The 19,848-nt window shown below is 41.9% G+C and carries 18 protein-coding genes; 4 read left to right on the plus strand and 14 right to left on the minus strand.

Annotated elements, in window-relative coordinates; all coding sequences use genetic code 11:
• Position 1: 1 nt before the first annotated feature.
• From LZG71_RS06590 to rpoN, 8 genes are all read right to left on the minus strand, one after another.
• Entirely contained in the window at positions 2-367 is a 366-nt protein-coding gene (locus LZG71_RS06590; protein ID WP_233818231.1) for a hypothetical protein, read from the minus strand.
• Between the two features lie 134 nt (positions 368-501).
• Positions 502-1,311, minus strand: coding sequence for a tetratricopeptide repeat protein (locus tag LZG71_RS06595; RefSeq protein ID WP_233818233.1), 810 nt, complete (start codon positions 1,309-1,311; stop codon positions 502-504).
• Positions 1,283-1,771 carry a hypothetical protein gene (locus LZG71_RS06600; protein WP_233818235.1) on the minus strand — a complete coding sequence of 163 codons (489 nt, stop codon included), beginning with the start codon at positions 1,769-1,771 and terminating at the stop codon, positions 1,283-1,285. Before LZG71_RS06600 ends, LZG71_RS06595 begins: the two co-directional genes overlap by 29 nt.
• A gap of 144 nt (positions 1,772-1,915) precedes the next feature.
• A complete protein-coding gene (locus tag LZG71_RS06605; RefSeq protein WP_233818236.1) occupies positions 1,916-3,343 on the minus strand; it encodes a hybrid sensor histidine kinase/response regulator in 1,428 nt (475 codons plus the stop codon).
• A gap of 32 nt (positions 3,344-3,375) precedes the next feature.
• Positions 3,376-4,128: an ATP-binding protein gene (locus tag LZG71_RS06610; protein ID WP_233818238.1), complete on the minus strand. Its 753-nt coding sequence runs from the start codon at positions 4,126-4,128 to the stop codon at positions 3,376-3,378.
• Positions 4,112-4,843 carry a PAS domain-containing protein gene (locus LZG71_RS06615; protein ID WP_233818240.1) on the minus strand — a complete coding sequence of 244 codons (732 nt, stop codon included), beginning with the start codon at positions 4,841-4,843 and terminating at the stop codon, positions 4,112-4,114. Before LZG71_RS06615 ends, LZG71_RS06610 begins: the two co-directional genes overlap by 17 nt.
• Positions 4,844-4,925: 82 nt before the next feature.
• Positions 4,926-6,374: a sigma-54 dependent transcriptional regulator gene (locus LZG71_RS06620; RefSeq protein WP_233818242.1), complete on the minus strand. Its 1,449-nt coding sequence runs from the start codon at positions 6,372-6,374 to the stop codon at positions 4,926-4,928.
• 26 nt (positions 6,375-6,400) lie between these two features.
• A complete protein-coding gene (gene rpoN / locus LZG71_RS06625) occupies positions 6,401-7,852 on the minus strand; it encodes an RNA polymerase factor sigma-54 (protein ID WP_233818244.1) in 1,452 nt (483 codons plus the stop codon).
• 268 nt (positions 7,853-8,120) lie between these two features.
• Here rpoN and LZG71_RS06630 point away from each other — a divergent pair, with 268 nt between their 5' ends.
• Together LZG71_RS06630 and LZG71_RS06635 are read left to right on the plus strand one after the other, a co-directional pair.
• The gene (locus LZG71_RS06630) at positions 8,121-9,548 is read left to right on the plus strand and encodes a sensor histidine kinase (RefSeq protein WP_233818246.1); all 1,428 of its coding nucleotides are present in this window, start codon (positions 8,121-8,123) and stop codon (positions 9,546-9,548) included.
• A gap of 54 nt (positions 9,549-9,602) precedes the next feature.
• The gene (locus LZG71_RS06635) at positions 9,603-10,019 is read left to right on the plus strand and encodes a response regulator (RefSeq protein ID WP_233818248.1); all 417 of its coding nucleotides are present in this window, start codon (positions 9,603-9,605) and stop codon (positions 10,017-10,019) included.
• A gap of 17 nt (positions 10,020-10,036) precedes the next feature.
• Here LZG71_RS06635 and LZG71_RS06640 read toward each other — a convergent pair whose 3' ends face one another.
• Both LZG71_RS06640 and LZG71_RS06645 read right to left on the minus strand, forming a co-directional pair.
• Positions 10,037-10,354, minus strand: a complete 318-nt coding sequence (locus tag LZG71_RS06640) for a hypothetical protein (RefSeq protein ID WP_233818250.1) — start codon at positions 10,352-10,354, stop codon at positions 10,037-10,039.
• Between the two features lie 32 nt (positions 10,355-10,386).
• Complete coding sequence (locus tag LZG71_RS06645) at positions 10,387-10,680, minus strand: YtxH domain-containing protein (protein WP_233818251.1); 294 nt, start codon at positions 10,678-10,680, stop codon at positions 10,387-10,389.
• 379 nt (positions 10,681-11,059) lie between these two features.
• Here LZG71_RS06645 and LZG71_RS06650 point away from each other — a divergent pair, with 379 nt between their 5' ends.
• Entirely contained in the window at positions 11,060-11,434 is a 375-nt protein-coding gene (locus tag LZG71_RS06650) for a response regulator (RefSeq protein ID WP_233818254.1), read from the plus strand.
• Positions 11,435-11,547: 113 nt separating this feature from the next.
• Here LZG71_RS06650 and LZG71_RS06655 read toward each other — a convergent pair whose 3' ends face one another.
• The 4 genes from LZG71_RS06655 to pgmB all read right to left on the minus strand — a co-directional run bounded on the left by LZG71_RS06655 (position 11,548) and on the right by pgmB (position 17,830).
• A complete protein-coding gene (locus tag LZG71_RS06655; RefSeq protein ID WP_233818256.1) occupies positions 11,548-13,779 on the minus strand; it encodes a tetratricopeptide repeat protein in 2,232 nt (743 codons plus the stop codon).
• A gap of 169 nt (positions 13,780-13,948) precedes the next feature.
• Entirely contained in the window at positions 13,949-14,674 is a 726-nt protein-coding gene (locus LZG71_RS06660) for a DUF1080 domain-containing protein (protein WP_233818258.1), read from the minus strand.
• 96 nt (positions 14,675-14,770) lie between these two features.
• Positions 14,771-17,086: a glycoside hydrolase family 65 protein gene (locus LZG71_RS06665; protein WP_233818260.1), complete on the minus strand. Its 2,316-nt coding sequence runs from the start codon at positions 17,084-17,086 to the stop codon at positions 14,771-14,773.
• Positions 17,087-17,173: 87 nt separating this feature from the next.
• Positions 17,174-17,830: a beta-phosphoglucomutase gene (gene pgmB / locus LZG71_RS06670; protein ID WP_233818262.1), complete on the minus strand. Its 657-nt coding sequence runs from the start codon at positions 17,828-17,830 to the stop codon at positions 17,174-17,176.
• A 127-nt stretch (positions 17,831-17,957) separates the two neighbouring features.
• Between pgmB and LZG71_RS06675 the strand changes: the two genes are divergently transcribed.
• The gene (locus LZG71_RS06675; protein ID WP_233818264.1) at positions 17,958-19,715 is read left to right on the plus strand and encodes an alpha-amylase family protein; all 1,758 of its coding nucleotides are present in this window, start codon (positions 17,958-17,960) and stop codon (positions 19,713-19,715) included.
• The last annotated feature ends 133 nt before the right edge of the window (positions 19,716-19,848 follow it).

Here is a 19,848-nt window from a genome sequence, read left to right on the forward strand (position 1 = left end):
CTCACCACATTTTAGTACCGTAAATGATCTTCTTTTCAATACGGTTCTTTTTAAACTCATCAAATTTCCCAGGCTCTTCCAATTTTAATCTTTCTCCATTGCAGTAATATTGATGCATATTGGTTGAGCTGAAAATAGAGTTCTGGACTTCAATTACCTCTCGCCCATTAAACTCATATAAAACGATCGCATTAATGTCTTTCCCTCCATGAAACAATTTAAACTCGGCATTCAGCCATTTCAGATCATTTACAGGATCTTTTGTACCACATATCATTATTCCATCCTCGTTTCCAATGCGTTTCTCCGAGCATGACAGTAAGAAAATGGTTAAAATTAACCCGGATATTTTCAGGAGGTTTTTCATGAGTTTCTTAGTTCCGATACTTAAAACACTAAGTTACCATAAAAACCAAAAATAAAATTTAACAAATACAAAATATAATTATTCAAACCAAATTACCTTTCCTGGCGCCGGAGTAAGATCATACAAATCAAAGCTCAGCGCTTTTCTACCTCATAAAGCGAGATCTGCCTTGGAAAACTCACATAAGTAAAAGGCTCATTTATTTTGTAACCTTCAAGTATATACTGCTTTGCTTTATCAAAATAAATATCCTTCTGGCTGTTGCCTGTTACCTTCAAAGTCAGGGCCAGGTAGTAGTTAGCCATGGGGTGTTGTTCGTATAATTGCAGACAATCGCGCAGATATGTTTCGGCTCTGTCAAACTCATTCATGAGGTAATACATAATTCCGAAATAAAGCAAAGAATTGAAATGGATATCATTTTCGCCCTTTCCTCTTTTTTGCTGGGCTATATCTTTCAGAAAATAGGTCTCAGCCTTGTCATATTCACCCAATTCCATATAACTGATGGCGGTAAAAAACGCATAGGTATGATCCTGAATAAATCCGTTCGGGGTAAGTCTTTCTGCTTCCAGAAAATCCACAACTGCCTTTTCGTAGTTTTTGGTGTAAACAAAATTCAGGTAACCCCTGTAACCTGTCCAGCGCGCCGGATCCAGCTCTACGGCCTTGTTATTATACTCAAACGCCTTTTGATAATTACCATTGGCCACATACGGATGCCCCCTTTCCTGATAAGCCTCTGCGATATTGGGACAGATTGCAAGCAAACTATCATAGGTCATATCCCAGGCGTCGTCCAGAAAACTATACTTATGAGCCTTTTCAGAATACAATTGAAACAAACTATCCTGAACAGATTTGGAAGAACAATCTACATTTTGAGCGGAGGTGTAGCCTCCCAGCAAAAGCAAACTAATGAATAACGTTAATGACTTCACCATTTTTGATCCTGAAAGAGAGGTACGCGATGTAATTTACATTTTCCATTTTAAAAGCAGAAAGTCCCGTTTCCCACCGATCGAGGGTATGGATATAATCATTCAGGTCACTGACGAAACGTTTGTCGAAGTGTTTGGGTTTGTAATCGTCATCTACCTGCATTACCCTTACCCGCTGCATTTTCCCTTCGCAGTTAATCATGAACCTAAAAGTGACATAACCCGATCCCGTATATTTTTGTCCGGTTTTAGATAAAAATGCTTTGCTTTCAGAAAGTAGTGATTGCGTGCTGACAGGATATCTGGTGTTGACATGATAAAAGTAAATCAGGTACTTGTCGTTACACTTCGGATTGGCCACGACGGTGGTATCCATGAACTCACCATAGGAAAGTATAAAATTCTGGCTCTGTGCAGCCGTGCCCGCCGTGAGTAACAGGAGTAGTATTACAAATTTTATCAAGGAAACGGATGTTTGGTGTCAAAGAATCAAGACCAAAGCTTTGCAATGTTGAGAAGCTGCTAAAATACAAAACCGGATATCAACATCCGGTTTTGTTTAGCTGAAATAACAAAAATTAACAATCAGGGCAGTGGAAACCCATTGCTATTTTCCTGAGAAACTAATTGTGAAAGAGGTTCCCACACTCACTTCGGATTGAACATCTATTCGGCCATGATGCGCGTGAATAATGCTCATAGTGGTAGCCAGCCCAATACCCATCCCCGTATTTTTTCCTGTAAAATAAGGTTCAAAGATCTTATCCATGTTCTCTTCACTGATACCAGACCCGTTGTCCGCGAAAACCACCTGAAAACCATCTCCAACGTTACGGGTACTGATCCGCAAAATGCCTTTGTCTTCTTCCATCGCCTCAATGGCATTGGTAATCAGGTTAAGGAAAGCCATCTGTAACGAAACTGCATCCAGGGGAAGTACATAATCTTCGTCAGTATATTGGCTAACTATCTGTATACGTTTCAGTTGAACACGGTCGTATGCCGTTTCGATGGCGTCGTCAAGAACCTTGTTTATTGAGCTTTCTACAAGTTCAATATCGGCAGAACTTGAAGGTTGCAAAAGCTGGGTGATCAGATCATTGATTCGGGTGCAATTCCGTTTGATGATCTGCGTATAAAACTTCTGATCCTCGTCGGTCAATTCCATTTCAAGCTGCTCCGCAGAAAGGTTGACATTGGTGAGCGGATTTCTCACTTCGTGAGCGAGCATTCGCACAAGGCGACCGGTAACTGCCATTTTCTCTGAAAACAAACGTTCCCGTTCCGACTGTTTCCGGGCGGTCATGTCATGTATTCTTCCCTGCACGTACATGTTCTGCTCATCCACTTCCACAGACGCAGAAAAGAGGCAATACTTTTTATCGCTATCTTTCGTGATCAGTTTTACCTCGAAATCATGAATTGTTTTCGCTTCAATGGCAGCCCACTGATCCTTAAAACCAGGTTCTTCTACTAGATTCAGAATGTTATTCGCTTTTAATTCATCAGGAGAATATCCCGTCAATTCGCACGCTGAGGTGTTGAAATCCACAATGTTACCATCCAGATCGCTAATAAATAGAAAATCGTTTGATTCTTCAAATACCCTTCTGTATCGTCTCTCGCTATATTTCAGCGCTTTAAGGACAGAAGTTCTTTCGAGAGCATAACGAATGCTCCTTTCCAGCTTTTCTGAATCCAGCTCACTTTTGATCAGATAATCTGCCGCTCCAAGTCTTAAAGCTTCAACTGCTATTTTGGTATCTCCCTTGCCGGTAAGCAATATAATTGGCTCTTCACACTCCATACCGCAAGCCTCTTCCAACAAGTCAATTCCGGTATTTTCTCCCAGTAAATAATCGAATAAGTACAGATCATATTTATTGGATCTGATTTGTTCCAATGCGTTCTTGTAGGTTGAGCACCAGGTAATATCAAATTTCCAGTTGACAAGATCCTGAAAATACTCCCTGGTAAGGAAGTAATCGTCTTCATCATCGTCTACAAGAAGTACCGTTATCAGTTTGCTGTTCATCAGAGAATTAAAAATTACACTTTCAATATAATTTACTGGTCCTGGTGTAGCGGAAGAATGATTTCAAATCTTGCACCGCCGTCAGGTACACCAAAAGCTTCAATAGAACCGTCGTGCATTTCCACAACCTTTTTACAGACAGACAGCCCTATGCCCGATCCCTCGTATTCAGACCGCCCCCTCAACCTTTGAAAAATGGTAAATATCCGTTCGGCACTTTCACTTCCAAATCCAATGCCATTATCCTGGAAAACAAGTTTTACCTTTTCACGCTGTTCCTGCATATCCGAATCCGCCGGCATCGCAACACTCGTTATGGATATTCGGGGAACTACGCCTTCCTTTACGAATTTGAGTGAGTTCGATATCAGATTTACAAACAGTTGAGACATTTGGGAAGGAATCGCCTGAATCACAGGCAAGTTTCCAAATTCGATAACAGCCTGTTTTTTCAGAATGACAAGTTCAAGATCTCCGAGCGAATTTTGTAAAATTGCGTTAAGGTCCGTAACCGCGAAAACCCGTGGCGTGCCGGCGATTTTCGAAAATTCGAGCAGGTTTTTAACCATTTCCTGCATTCTCCTGGTTGCATTCAGTATTCTGTCCAGATACAAGCTTTGCTCTTCATTCAGATTTTCGCCCGCTTTAATACCAAGCCTTTCTCCGAAAGAAGCGATTTTACGCAGTGGTTCCTGAAGATCGTGGGAAGCAACATAGGCAAACTGTTCAAGGTCTGCATTCGACTTATTAAGATCATTCACCTTGTTTTCAAGCTGTTCCTGCATTTGCTTTAAAATCGAAAGCGGTACCGATTGCTACAATGCTACCTGGTTTTTTACCTGAAACATTTTGTCCTTTCAGATAGAGGCTCTTTTCTCTTCCATGGTTATCTATTATTCTGAATTCCAGGATATAGGAGCCGATGTAAGAAGGGATTGCTTCTATTTGCCGGTTAAAACCATCCCTGTCTTCGGGGTGAACATGTTTTGCCCAAAAATCAATATTCAAGCGTTGTTCTTTCAATTCTCCTGAGTCGTAACCCATTAGCCTGAACATCCCCTCACTCCACTCAACCTTTGCATGATCGGGGTTCCATATCCAGCCGCCGAATTGCATCGTTTTTTCTGCTTCTTTCCAAAGCAGATTACTGTAAGCCGGCATGAGGTTGGCGAAAGGCGGATCCTGCGTTTCGATGATTGAAACCAGCACAAGTTCGTCCGAGAGCCTTGACTCAGTTAGCTGACAAATTTTACCCGAATGGGAGAAATAAGCGGTTCTTTCTTTCTGGTTCGCGTCGTACTCATTTCCAAAAATACCTGAATATGTTGCTCCTACTGCCGGATTAAAACCAGTCAGCGTTTCCGAAGATGGATTGGCAAACACGCATTTATTTGCTTCATCGGGCGGCGTATTCTTTGCCTGACTAACAAAAACCATGTAACCGGTTGACGAACCGGTTAATAGTTGATCCCACCCAAAAGATGTATGTTTAGTTTCCAAATCAGTGTTTATTTGTTGGCAAAGCGGTAAAAGCGCTTGTCTCAGAAGACCGGCGCATTTTCACTGAAACCGGCACTGACTATTAAATATCAAACTGCTTCATTTTGTTGTAAAGCGTTTTTCTGTCGATATTCAGTAGACGTGCAGCTTTGCTTTTATTGAAATTCACATCGCGTAATACCTGCATAATCATATCATACTCAGCCTCGTTCGCTACTGTTTTCAGGCTGGGTTTTGAATCTTCACCCTCAGCCTCCACAGGTGCAGGAGTGGCATTCAGGATTGAAACAACCGGTTCGTCGTCCAGATCTTTCAGTTTCCTGTAATTGACAATTTCAAAGGGAAGTGCTTTTTCCTCAATTAAATCTCCGTCTGACAACAGCGTAGAGCGTTTGATCACATTTTTCAGCTCACGAAGGTTTCCGGGCCATGAATAGTTAAGAAAATCATCCACAACTTCTTCCGAAAAGCCCTGAACATTTTTATTCAGCTCCACATTCGTCGATTGCAGGAATGTATTTGCAAATAACATCAGGTCATCCTTACGATTTCGCAAGGCAGGAACTTCAATCGTAAATTCATTAAAACGATAGTAAAGATCTTCTCTGAACTTCCCGTTTTTAGCTGAATCCAGCAGCCTTTCGTTACTGGCTACAATGATACGTACATCCAGATCTATCTCTTTCGATCCCCCTATACGTCTCATCTTACGTTCCTGCACTACCCGTAAAAGTGCTACCTGTATTTCGTAGGAAAGATTGGAAACTTCATCAAGAAAGAGGGTACCACCATTAGCCATTTCAAAATGGCCTATCTTGGTCTGCAAAGCACCTGTGAATGATCCCTTTTCGTGACCAAACAGCTCACTTCCTGCGAGTTCTTTGGAAATAGCTCCGCAGTCCATCGCTACAAAAGGCATATCCTTTCTCTTCGACCTGTTATGTATTTCCTGTGCAATTGCCTCCTTACCCGAGCCACTTTCTCCGTAAATAATTACGCTGAAATTGGTAGGTGCAACCAGATCCACCTGTTTGAAAAGGTTATCGGCAATGTCGCTCTGCCCCATTACGTAACCTGCTTTGGACTTAGAGTAACCCCTTTTAGCTGGTTTGGTAACTGCGTCCGTCACTTCCGATGCAACATATTGCTGCTGATCATTCTGTGCGTTTTCGGCATCGGCTATCGCTTTTTTAACGGTAACCAATATCTCGTCAGGAAAAAGAGGCTTGGTGATGTAGTCATAAGCTCCCAGCTTCATCACGTTCACCGCAATTTTTATGTCGGAGTAGCCTGTAATGATCAGCACAGGAACGTTGGGTCTCTTCGATTTTATCGCAGTAAGCAATTCGGTTCCTGTAATATCACCAAGTCTGAAATCAGTCATTACCAGATCGGGAGAAACCGATTCAATCAAAGCCAAACCGTCTTTACCGTTCTGGGCTGTTTCGACTATAAAATCATTTTTGGACAAAAATCTTTTCAACAGGAAGCAAATGTCCGCCTCGTCATCAACAACAACAATTTTTTTCATGCCAGATTAAAGGGCTTTGTTTTACATTAAATGGTTACTCTTAGTCTTGCCGTAGGAATATTGAGCTGCTCACGATATTTTGCCACTGTACGACGCGCCACAGAATACCCTTTTTCTGAAAGCAGATCCGTAATTTGCTGATCGTTGTAAGGATGTCTTTTATCCTCTGCCTCAGTTATTTCACGAATGGCTTCCTGAATTTCACGGTTAGAAACCTCCGTTCCGTCCTCATTTGTAACACCTTCTGTAAACAGGTCTTTCAGTAACACAATTCCAAATGGTGTTTGGACATACTTATTGGTGGTGACTCTGGAAACCGTAGAAATATCCATATTGATGATTTCAGCAACATCTTTAAGAATCATCGGACGAAGCTTTTTGATATCGCCGGTCTGGAAATAATCATATTGCAGTTTCACTATTGCCCTCAGCGTATTCAGCATCGTATTTTCTCTCTGCTTAATAGCATCGATGAACCATTTTGCCGAATTCATTTTGTTTTTCAGAAACTGATTGGTCGCCTTGTCATTTTTCTGGTCAGCCATTTGGGTAAATAGCTTATTGAGTTTTAAAGCAGGACTGTTACCCCAGGTCAGTTGCACTTCTATCTCACCGTCTTCCGTATACCTCAGCATGAAATCAGGCTTGATACTCTCGTTCACCAGGGTATCATTACGTAATCCGGACGCTGGTTTTGGATTTAAAGTGGTAATGAGCTGAATCGCTTTTTTCAAAGACTCTTCATCCAGGTTAAGCACCCGCATGATCTTGTCATAGTTTCGGGAACCGAGTTCGTCAAACGTATCCGTTACAATGCGGCATGCCGATTTCCACACATCATCCTGATTGTCCAACCTGCCCAACTGTATCTGAAGACATTCCCTAAGGTCACGTGCTGCAATACCCGGCGGATCCAGCTGTTGAATCACTCTCAGCATTTGCGCTACTTCCTCGCCATCGATAAACATGCTGTTGGCAAAAGAAATATCATCCGCGATGACATCACTTTCACGTCTGAGAAAACCGTCTTCGTCGAGAGAATCCAGCACAAAATCGGCTATAAGTTGCTGTCTATCATCAAGTCGCAGGAAATGAACCTGCTGCTTTAAATCATCGCGAAAGCCAATAGACTCAACCATTGGCCTGGTATACAGCTCATTATCAGGAGACTGATTATTAGCATAAGTTTTGTAATCGGGTATATCATCATCTCTGAACTCATCCCAATCATAATAGTCCTGGACATTGCCGGAGTCATCGTCGCCCGTTCCGGCGGAATCTACCGGATCGGCAAATTCTTCTGCCGTTTCCTCATTCGAATTTTCTTCCTTGCCTTCTTCCAGAACAGGATTTTCTTCCAGCTCTTCCTTAATTCTCTGCTCCAATTCCATTGTAGTCAAATGCAAAAGGTTAAGCATTTGAATCTGCAATGGTGAATATTTCAGGGTCTGTCTTTGCGTCTGCGTCTGTCTTTGCATAATGCAATCAAGGGTAAAATTATAATTCTCCTAATCGATCAATCTAAACTCTTAGCGTGTATATGGTATGTAACGATGGTTTATCCCAAAAATGTTTGCAAGATAAGAGTCGATATTCTATGATTTAAATTTACTACTCTTTATCTTATCAATCTCAAAGGGAATCTGTTTTTGTCTAACATTGCGTAGTTATTTCCACAGTCTGAGTATTTAAATTCAGAATACTGATCAAACCCCTCTTAACAAAATCTGTTTACAGACAACGTCAATGCGCTTATTAAGATCGATAACTGAACAAAAACTTTCCTGGCTTGTCCGGTTTCTGCTTGGCACGTCTTTACTGTTAATTATTGGACTGTCATATAGTTACCACACCATAAACAAACAACTTCTCTATTTCTCCGAAAAAGTAAGTCATACCCAGAGGGTAATTACTGCTTTAAAAGAGACATCATCGGGACTATACGAAATAACATTTCTGACAAATAGCTTTTTGTTTTTGCGAGATACCACATACATAAACAAATCTCTTGCCGCGATTGCTTCATTTCCCGAAATCACTTACAAGCTTGACACGCTGGTATCCGACAACGCGGTGCAGAAACGGCGGATCAGGATGCTGCACCGGAACCTGGAAGTTTTTTATACACAGTCTGCCGTGCTATTGAAACCAGATGTGATCGCACTGAACCCGATCTCGTTTTACGCATCATATACAAGTTTAGGAAATGAGACTACTTCTATCCGCAAGCTCATTTCAGAAATGACAGACACTGAAACTATGTTGCTGCAAAGCAGAATCCAGAGCAAGGAAATTTACAGCAAGCAGATCTTTCGTTATAACTGGCTCATTCTGCTGGTAACGGTCGTGTTTCTTTCAACTGCTTTTGTTTTACTTGACCGTGAACTCGTTCGTAATAAAATGTACCGGGTTGATCTGGAAAATAAAATCGAAAATCTGAACCGATCCAACGCCGAACTCGAACAATTCGCCTACGTTGCGTCTCACGACATGAAGGAGCCGTTGCGCAAGATCAGATCTTTCGCCGACCGAACACTCATCAAATACGGCAAGGATCTGCCAGACGATGTGAATCAGATGATGATCAAGATAGACAACTCTTCTCAGCGTATGCAGTTGCTGATTACAGATCTGCTGTCTTTTTCAAGAACGGTAAATACCGGAACGACCCCAAAAAGTATCAGTTTAAATATTCCATTTGCGGAAGCCAGAGCCAATCTGTCGGAAATAATTAGTGAAAGCAACGCAATTATTCACTGCGAACCCTTACCAACAGTTGAAGTTTACCCAAGCCAGATGGTACAGCTGTTTCAAAATCTATTGGCGAATTCCATCAAATATCACAAGGAAAACCAAAGTCCGGTTATTCATATAAGATATAAGCTGGTGAGTGGAGAGGTAATTCCAAATGTACAACCGGCCCACAGGGACATTCGGTTTCATAAAATCGAGGTGATCGACAATGGTATTGGCTTTGACAAAAAATTCGCCGAAAAAATCTTCGTAATCTTTCAAAGACTGCACGATCGCAGCAAGTTTGAGGGAACAGGGATTGGACTCGCGATATGCAAACGAGTTGTTTCCAACCATAATGGTTATATTTTTGCAGAAAGTATGGAAGGCAAGGGAGCTAGCTTACATGTGTATTTACCGTTGGAATCACTTTTAACTTAGTAATCTGCTACTAAAAACCCGACTTTATCAACCTAAAAAAATATCGTCAAAATTATGAGTACCCGGCAAATCCTGATGGCTGACGATGACGCCGATGATCGTTTTTTGGTTCAGGCTGCGTTTGAAGATAATAACATACCCAATCCGGTAGTTTTTTTTGAGGATGGTGAACAATTGATCAACCATCTTTCTAAAAATGATCTGAATGATAATCCGTTACTTATACTTTTAGATCTTAACATGCCTAAAAGAGACGGAAGGGAGGTGTTGAAATTACTACGGAGTAACAAAGTGTGGAACGCAATCCCAATCATTATATTTAGTACTTCCAACGCGCCGGACGATGTCAATGCGGCTTATCAGTTAGGCGCTAATTGTTATATCATTAAGCCTTCCAGTTATGAAGGACTTAAAGAAGCAGTTCTTAATATTCAGAAATTCTGGCTGAATACAGCAACACTGCCGGTTTGAAGCCGGCAGTGTTGCCCTTAGTATTCCGGTGTTTCGGTATCCTCATCGGTCACCTTCTTCACCCAGCGAAGTCCTTTCAGTAATATCTCCCTGCCACCATCGACTCCGTGCTTCATAATCACCTTCTCGGCAATATAAGGAGCCACGAAATTAAGCGGAACAGGTAGTCTTTTCAGTACCGTTTTGGCTAAAACAGCACCCAAGCCCAATTCCAGCCCCTTTCCAACAGCACCTTCCGGTCCAGCGGTAAGCAGGCTCCTGACATATCCTGTCGCAGCACCCAAGCCCGATCTGGCGCCTGAGAGATTATTTTCTTCCTGACCTTCGGTCTTCATAGTTTGATGTTACTGATGATGTGCTTCAACTATTAGTTATATTTGTTAATCTCCTCGTTAGCTTTATCAGCGTACTCTTCCGCAGTATCGATCGCTTCATCCTTATACTGCTCACCCTTCGCTTTAAGTTCCTCCGCAGTCTGCGCTGCCTTGTGTTTGCTTCTTTCCAACGCCTCGATCAAATCACCTGCAAGGCTATTCGTCTTTTTCTTTATTTTTTTTCTTGTCTTATTTCCTTCATCAGGTGCGAAAAGTAAACCTATTACTGCACCAACAGCCGCAGCCGTAACTATTCCCCAAAATGCTTTATTACCATTACTTGCCATGTCTCTGAATTTTAAAGTTCACATTGTTTACAATTACATTACAAAAAAACACGTACCAGAAAACAAACCCAAATTAATAGTCTGATAATCAAAATACTAACAAACAATACTACTATTGAAACTGTAACGCACAATTGTGCTCGCTCCCCTTTTTGTACCAGTTATACCCCTTTTACCAACAAAAGCTCTCCTTTTTTATTGAGAAAACCAATCAACCTGACTTACAAGATTAAGTTATCGTCAGTGATGCCCTATTTTCAATTTACTAATGCATGTAGATTAAGAGACATTTCAATGGCAAGGTTGTTTTATTTGGGTTTGTATGTTTCCATCTTTAAACAAGATCCCTCATATAAATCAAGTAATTTTTAATGCTGCCATGAATATTGTAATAATTGAGGATGAGAGGGATTTAGGACTACTAATGCGCAATTTTCTTGAAAGGCAATTAAATTCCGACATAAAGTCAAACATCAAACTATTTACTTCATTATCAGAAGGAATCGATTGCATCAGGCAATTGAAACCAGACTGGATATTCCTTGACAACAACCTACCCGATGGAAAAGGAATAAATGAAATAGAAAATATCAAAAACTTCGAGACCAATAAAAGCAATACAAGGATTGTGATGATGAGCGCCATGACCAACCTTCGGGAGGAGGCTTTCAGGAAAGGGGCTGACTATTTTCTGGACAAACCGATCAGTTTTGTAGAGGTTCAAAACCTTTTTACCCGGTCAAGCCAAAGCTGATTAACGCAGTCCTGGACAGGAAATCCCAAAAAAGGGAAAAATATCAGCACTGGACGCAGGTTTCGCAGGTATACGTGGAATATATTTCACAACATCAAGTTTTAGCTTCTCTTTCAGAAAACCGGGCACTGCGTTCCGGACTTACCTCTGCCACCTGGCATTTTCACCTTCTGGCTTTTATACTTCACTTTTTTGTTCTTCGCAGGGTCATGCTTCTTTTTACTGTATGGAACCAGTTTGAAGTCATATTCCGGAATAAAGTAATCTTCGTTGTATTCAGCAGCAGGTAAAGGCATGAAATGACGCCCTGAAAATTTAAGCTTATCATATTCATAATCATACAGATATATTGTCACAAAGCCATCTCTGCTGTATTTAATTCCAATGTCTGAAAACGGACTATCTTCACTGTTGGAAGCCACAAGCCGCATCATTTCCTTTTGTTTCCCTTTTACAAGAACCGTCATGTTGTACTGAAAAACACGATGCAGCGAGTCGATCTGAATGGCCACACCCAGGTAATACTTAGCATCCTTCATCTTTTCCTGACCTGCATACATCACCGCAGTATTATTCAATGCACTTTTGTCCTGATAGGATTGGTAACTCAGCTTTGCCTCGTCATACTGCTCCCAATAGCGGTAAACATTTCCCTGATTTACATTATAGAACTTACGTCCGGGAGCAACTTCCATTGCCTTTTTAAAATCAGCAAATGCACCTTCATATCTCGTATTTGCCTCGTTGATCTCCCGTTTCTGCTCGTGTCGGTTTCCTACATACGCCTGAATAATCCCATGATTATTGTGCAAAAAAGGCAACTCCGGTCTCTCTTTGACAAGACTATCAAACAACGCCATTGATTTATCCAGCTGATCGTTTTCCAGTAATGCGACTCCCCACCCATTTTGTGCGCTTATGTTAGCAGGATTCAGCGATACAGCCTTTTTGAATACCTGATATCCTTTTTTGAACATGTCAAAATGCAAAAGCAGGTTTCCGTAGTTACTCCACATTCTGTCGTAATTCTGCTCATACTGCAAAGCTTTGGCTAAAAACTGACCGGCCTCAGAATATCTTTTCTGATCGATCATGATACTGCTCATTCCTGCAAGGGCTTCGTATCTTGCTCCATCCAACCTGATCGCCTTGTTAAAATCTTCCTGAGCTTCCTTACTTTTGTTCAGATAGTATTCTGCAAAGCCCTTTGTGACAAATAAATCAGCATAAAATTTGTTGTTTTCATCCAAAGCCTTCTCCGCCTTTTTAAAATCCGCCAGTGCCAGTTCATATTTCCCCATGCCATAATAGGCCACCGCTCTGCCAAGGTAGGCAGGCAGGTACGATGTGTCTTTACGGATTACCTTATCGAAACTATTGAATGCAAACTGGTACTCGTGGCGGGAAAGGTGCGTATTTCCAATTCCTGAAAGTAACGCCGGAGTTTCTCTCTTCATAGTGGATGCTAAACGATAATATCGCTGTGCTTCCGGAATTTGCTGCAGACCATAATTAGCATGCGCCATTCCCAGATAAGCATCACCCCGGAAAGTTCGTTCGCCGCTTTCCAGATACTGATCAAAAACGGCTTTCGCCGCCCCAAACTGATTGGTCGACAGTAAGGCGTTTGCATATCTTATTTGCGCCTTGGGATGTCTGCGGGCAACTTTTTCAAAATCCTTTACAGCCTTCTTTTCGTTCCCATTGCGCATGAGCATATCACCGCGCTGAAGACGATATGCGATAATCTCATCCTTCTGTCGGATAGCAGATGTCATTTCATTCACACCTTCACCAAGTTCTCCATTAAATTTATGGATCATACCCAGATTATAATTCCATTTCCCTCCGGAATTTTTTCCCGACGCACCTAGTGAGAAATCCCTTCCTTCCGTGTATTTCTTTTGTTTTGCAAAGGAAACCAATGTATTAAGGTTGGCCTGAGTACCCGAAGGAGCATTTGCAAAATTGTTTCGGGCAGCGGCATATCGGCTCGTTAACAAACTGAACAATCCACGGTTGTATTGCAAATGAGGGTCGGCACCTGAGAGTTCAAGACCTTCTACAATATGTAATGCTTTGTAATAGTTACCTGAAAGAGCGAGTATAACAGCTTCATTGTTCATCCGATGAACGGAGTCGGCGGGAGAAAAAGCCTCCTTATTAAATTTCACATAAGCCGCCTGGAGAGCATGGAGTTTTCTCTGATAATCCTCATCACGTAACAATGCGGGATTATTTTCTTCAAATGAACGGTTAAAAACAGGGAGAAGCTGTTTGAGCAGTCTTTGACATTCGCCAAAATCCTGAGCTGATGCAATGGAAATGTTTAGGGTCCAGAGCATCAATAACAGTATTAAACCGCGAAATTTGTAACTGCTTAGTTCCATCTTAGTGGTATTGCGGAACTACTAACTTACTATGAATCAATTGAAAAATCAATTTAAATTAACAGACGACAGATATATCCTGCTTTCATCTGATTTTTTACAAATATAAATCAATTAAGATTGCTTACAATTTTTTGAGTTTCACATTCCTATACCACACCGTGCTGCCCCAATCCTGCAAACCGATCAAACCGGAGAATACTCCTTTTCCTACCGGCGCTTCTGCCAGCTTGCTTGCAGCAATTCTTGACTTCCAGTCGGCCCCTGTCAGGTCGTGCTCCTGAACAATAAAGCCATTCAGGGTAACGGTCAGCTTATTTTTCTTTACAATAAAATGAACCTGATTCCATTCACCGACCGGATTAATTTCACGCAGCCTGGCGTTGGCTACACCAAAAAAATCACCGGCCCGATGCGTATTTTCCTTGGCTCCCTCATAGATCGTATTGTCTGTCACCTGAAGTTCCAAACCGGAATCGTGCATATTTTTATATTTTGGTAATTCCTTTACAAAAAAGAAAATACCACTGTTGGCGTATTTGCTGACTTTCCAATCGGCCTTGAATTCAAAGTCACCCGTCACCTCCTGATCAATCACAATGTCACCTCCGTTTTTCGCTTTATTTCCTGAGCGTTCCGGAACATCAAGCTTGATGGCCCCCTGTTCAATTTTCCATGCAGTACCAGGTTCCTTACCTCCGTAGGCATGCCATCCTTTCAGAGCTTTACCCGAAAATAGAAGTTTCCAGCCTTCCTGCTTTTCTTTGGCGGTAAGTGAATTGGGTGTTTGAGCTGTAGTAACTAAGCCTATCATGCTTAGAGACAGGGTGATTATAAAGGTTTTCAGCATTTTGGATAAATGTTAGTTCAGGTTAGGAAAATTAAGCTTGGGCTTCAACTCTGTTTACAACAAAGTTGAAGCCGGTTGAATTATCTAAGGAAGACCTCATTTCTGCACAGAAGAATTCCCTGCAACAAATACACGTTCACCGAAGAGGAACATCGTCAGATCCGTCTCTGATAAATTTTGGATATGAACGCCGTCTTTACTCACTTCCACGTGCAATAACGCTCCCTGGAAACCAATCCTGAACGAGTACGACTCCCATTGTTCCGGAGTGTAGGGATTGAGATGCAGGAATCCGTCGACAACCCGCTGACCTGCAAAACCTTTCACTACGCTCATCCAGGTTCCGGCCATGGATGTAATGTGCAGACCGTCCTCGGTGTCGTTGTTATAATCGTCAAGATCAAGCCTTGCTGTACGTACATACATTTCGTAAGCCTTGTCCTTCAAACCCAGTTTCGCTGCAAGGATTGAGTGAACACATGGGGAAAGTGAGGATTCGTGAACTGTCATCGGTTCGTAGAATTCGAAGTTCCTTTTGATATCATCGACTGTAAAGTCCTCTTCAAAAAGATACAATCCCTGAAGAACATCGGCTTGTTTAATGAAACACGAACGCAGGATCCTGTCCCATGACCATTTTTGGTTTATGGGGCGGTGATCGGCAATGTCGTTCACTGTCAGTATTTCTTTATCCAAAAATCCTTGCTGCTGCAAATAGACCCTTCTGGCCTCGTCATAAGGGAAATACATGTTCTCGACAATGTGTTTCCAATCTGCCATTTCTCCATTGAGGTCAAAATTGGTCGCAATAATAATCTCATTGAGACGGCTCGAATTGGTTGTCCACAACTTGCCAATTACCTCCAGCGTGTAGCGCAAAGTCCAGTTGGCGATGTAATTGGTATACCAGTTATTGTTGACGTTATTTTCATATTCGTTGGGTCCCGTGACACCGAGCATTACATATTTACCCTTTTCGGCAGACCAGTTTACACGTTGCTTCCAGAACCTGGAAATACCGATCAACACTTCCAGCCCATACTCCGACAAGTAACTTTCATCTCCTGTGTATCTTGTATAATCCAGTATAGCAAAGGCAATGGCACCATTCCGGTGAATTTCCTCGAAGGTAATTTCCCATTCATTATGGCATTCCTCACCGTTCATGGTCACCATGGGATACAATGCCGCACCATTGGTAAAACCGAGCTTTTCAGCATTTTCAATTGCTTTTTCCAGATGTTTGTATCGGTAAACGAGCAGATTTCGCGCCACTTTCTGCTCCGCAGTTGCGAGGTAGAACGGAATGCAATAAGCCTCGGTATCCCAATAAGTACTTCCACCGTATTTTTCGCCCGTAAAACCTTTCGGACCAATATTCAGGCGCTCATCTTCACCCGTGTAGGTTTGGCCAAGATGAAAAATATTGAAACGGATTCCCTGCTGTGCGGCAATGTCACCTTCAATCGTGATGTCATTTTTCTCCCACTTTTCTGCCCAGGTTTTTATATGATCCGCCAGCAACTGTTCGAATCCCTTTTCATAAATTCCGCCCAGATACTTTTTCGTTTCAGCCAGAATGGCTTCCGGAGCATAATTGGTTGAAGAAAGGTTAACACCGTATTTATAAACGACCAGCTCTTTCCCTTCGTTTACTTCAATGTTAACAGTCCCCGCCACATACTTTTCCTGCCTCACCGGTAGTGATTGGTAATCCGTTTTAAGGTCATTGATGCGAATATCGAAAGCCATTCCCGTAGAAACCTGGAATTGCTCAACGCCATAGGGATTTTCTTTCGTTTCGAGAATCAGATATCCTTCTGAAAAGCTCGTTTCCTTGTGAATTTCATTCCAGAAAGTTTCATCATAGTTAGAATCACGGTTCCGAATGTTTCCATCAAGATATGGCGTTACGGTGAAATAATCTGTAAAATCGAGCGGTGTAACACTGTATCTTATCGCCCCGGCCTGATCGTCGGCCATGCTGCAAAAGCGTTTGGAATGAATCCTTACTCTTCTTCCACTGGGAAGCGCAACCGTTGCAATCCGTTCGAGAACTCCCTCTTTCATGTTCAGCACACGACGAAAATCCTCCACGAGACAAGTATTCAAATCAAGTACTTCATCTCCTATTTTAACATCTATACCAACCCAATTGCAGGCATTGAGTACTTTGGCAAAATAATTGGGGTAGCCGTTTTTCCACCAGCCAACACGGGTCTTGTCTGGAAAATACACGCCGGCAACATAATTCCCTTGTAAGGTTTTTCCTGTGAAAGTTTCTTCAAAATTGCCCCTCTGCCCCATTCGCCCATTTCCAAGGCTCATCAGACTTTCGGTAATTTCATTGTAAGCTGCGTGGAAGCCATCTTCCACAATACTCCATTCGTCGTGAGTGATATAGTTCTTCATTTTTTTGGGGCTATAAGCAATCAACAATCAGCTGACGACTTTCATTAAATCGTGCAAACCTGCACTTAAAATTCCGGCTTAGTTACACTATATAAATTTCTCCTGTAGATCTTTTAAACTGAAATTGGCAAAACCAGGCACTACGATATCCGCTTCCGTCAAAACGGATTCTTCTCCTATTCCGACTGCAAACATGCCTGCTGCTTTTGCAGACTGTACACCAGCAACTGCATCTTCGAATACCACACAGCCATCAGCATCCACACCAAGGTCCTCCGCACCCATCTGGAACACCTGAGGATCAGGCTTTCCTTTAGTTACCCGGTTTCCGTCCACAATGGTTTCGAAATAGGACAACATATCAATCCGTTCCAATATAATCCTGGCATTTTTGCTAGCCGAACCTAACCCTATTCCGATAGATGCAGTTTTAAGTTCTTCCAAAAAAGCTCTGACACCTGGTAAAGTATCATCCGGAGTCATCTGCTTACACAGCACGAGGTATCTTGTATTTTTTTCAGCAGCGCGGGACAATTTCTCCTCTTCACTGATCTGAACTCCTCCCAGAGCCAGAATTATTTCCAGCGATTCCATCCGGCTGATGCCTTTCAATTGTTCATTTTCATGCTCACTTAAATCGAACCCCAGGTCGTTTGCCAGTTGTCTCCACGCTATATAATGGAATCGGGCAGTATCAACAATTACTCCATCAAGATCAAAAAGGCAAGCTTTTATTGCGGGCATATCATTTCAAATTTAATATCTTGCAAAATAGTAAAAATTATAAGAACCAAAGAAAGGTGCTTTCCGCTGCCACAACGAACCGGGAAGTGATATTAACCTAATCATCTGCAATTATCTATAGTACAAAATGACTGGCGAAGCGATTAACAAAGATAAATTCATAATATACCAGATATTCACCCGACTGTTTGGCAATCTCAACACCACAAATAAATTTTCCGGAACAATTGAAGAAAACGGATGCGGAAAATTTAACGACATAACAGATACTGCACTTTCAGCACTTAAAGATTTTGGACTTACACATCTTTGGTATACAGGAGTAATCAAACATGCAACACTTACAGATTATACCGCTTTCGGTATTCCGAACGATCATCCGCTGATCGTAAAAGGAATTGCCGGATCGCCGTATGCTATTAAAGATTACTACGATGTTGACCCCGACCTGGCTGTGGATGTGCAAAACCGTATGCAGGAATTTGAAGCGTTGGTCGAGAGAACCCACAACCACAATATGAAGCTGATCATCGATTTTATTCCAAATCATGTAGCGCGCCAATACCATTCCATCGTGAGGACGTCTGGTGTAAAAGACTTCGGAGAAGACGATGATCCAACGGTTGCTTTCAGCCCGGAAAACAATTTTTATTACATTCCCAATCAAGAATTTATTGTTCCCGAAGGCCACAAACCTCCCGTAAACGTAACTGCTCCATACCACGAAAGCCCGGCAAAAGCTACCGGAAACGATGTTTTTCAGGCACAACCGAGCCAGTATGACTGGTACGAAACAATAAAGCTAAATTACAGCGTGGATTACCTGAATGGACGACAAACCCATTTCGACCCGATTCCTTCTACCTGGAAAAAGATGTATGACATTTTAGCTTTTTGGGTAAAAAAAGGTGTTGACGGTTTCCGCTGTGATATGGCAGAGATGGTTCCGGCTGAGTTTTGGGGATGGGTTATACCAAAGATAAAAGAACTGAATCAGGATGTAATTTTCATTGCCGAGATATATAACTCTTACGAATACCACAATTACATCACGACTGGTAAATTCGATTACCTGTATGATAAGGTTGGATTATACAACACGCTCAGGGAATTGATCGAAGGACGTGGGACGGCAGAAAGTATTACCCGATTGTGGCAGGTTGAATCTGGCGACATTAGTGAGAAAATGCTGCGGTTCCTCGAAAATCATGATGAACAAAGAATAGCTTCGAAATATTTTGCAGGAGATCCATTCGTTGCCATCCCGGCTATGACGCTGAGTGCTACTATGAATAGCGGCCCTTTGATGCTTTATTTCGGACAGGAACTCGGCGTGAACCCTACGCAATCCGAAGGTTTCCAGGGCGAAGACGGGCGCACAACTATATTTGACTATTGGGGTGTCACCGAATTTCAGCAGTGGGTAAACAATGGACAATACAATCTCGAAAAGCTGACCTCAGACCAAAAGAAGCTCAGGGCGTTTTATGAAGATCTGAATCATTTCGTCACTAAAAATGAGGCTGTTTATGCCGGCAGTTTTTATGATCTGCAATATTTCAATATTGATGGTCAGAGTTACAATTATGACAAGACAAGAATTTACAGCTATGTTCGCCATACAAAAGATCAAAAGCTGCTTTTTGTATACAATTTTGACAGAGAAAGGCGTTTTGAAACACGTGTGAAAATTCCACAAGGTGCATGGACAGATACTTTCAATCTTGGAAAAACAGTCAATTATAAACTTCACCCTGTATTTCCGCTATTCGATCCGGCTCCGGCACTAAACGCATCTGAAATAACATCAACAGGAGTACAAGTCGACCTCATGCCGGTTTCAGTAATGGTTTATGAAATTTTGGAAGCTGAAAAGAGTTCATAATAATGTACAGGCAAGCCCATTATTTTAATTCAGCAAATTGATATTTAATTTTACATGCAGGCATTGTAATTGCTATCCCACATTTCCATGTCTGCTATCATAAAAACGCGGTGTAACAAATCCGCCAACATAA

The organism is Dyadobacter sp. CY312, from assembly GCF_021390535.1.
Classification (GTDB): Bacteria; Bacteroidota; Bacteroidia; order Cytophagales; family Spirosomataceae; genus Dyadobacter.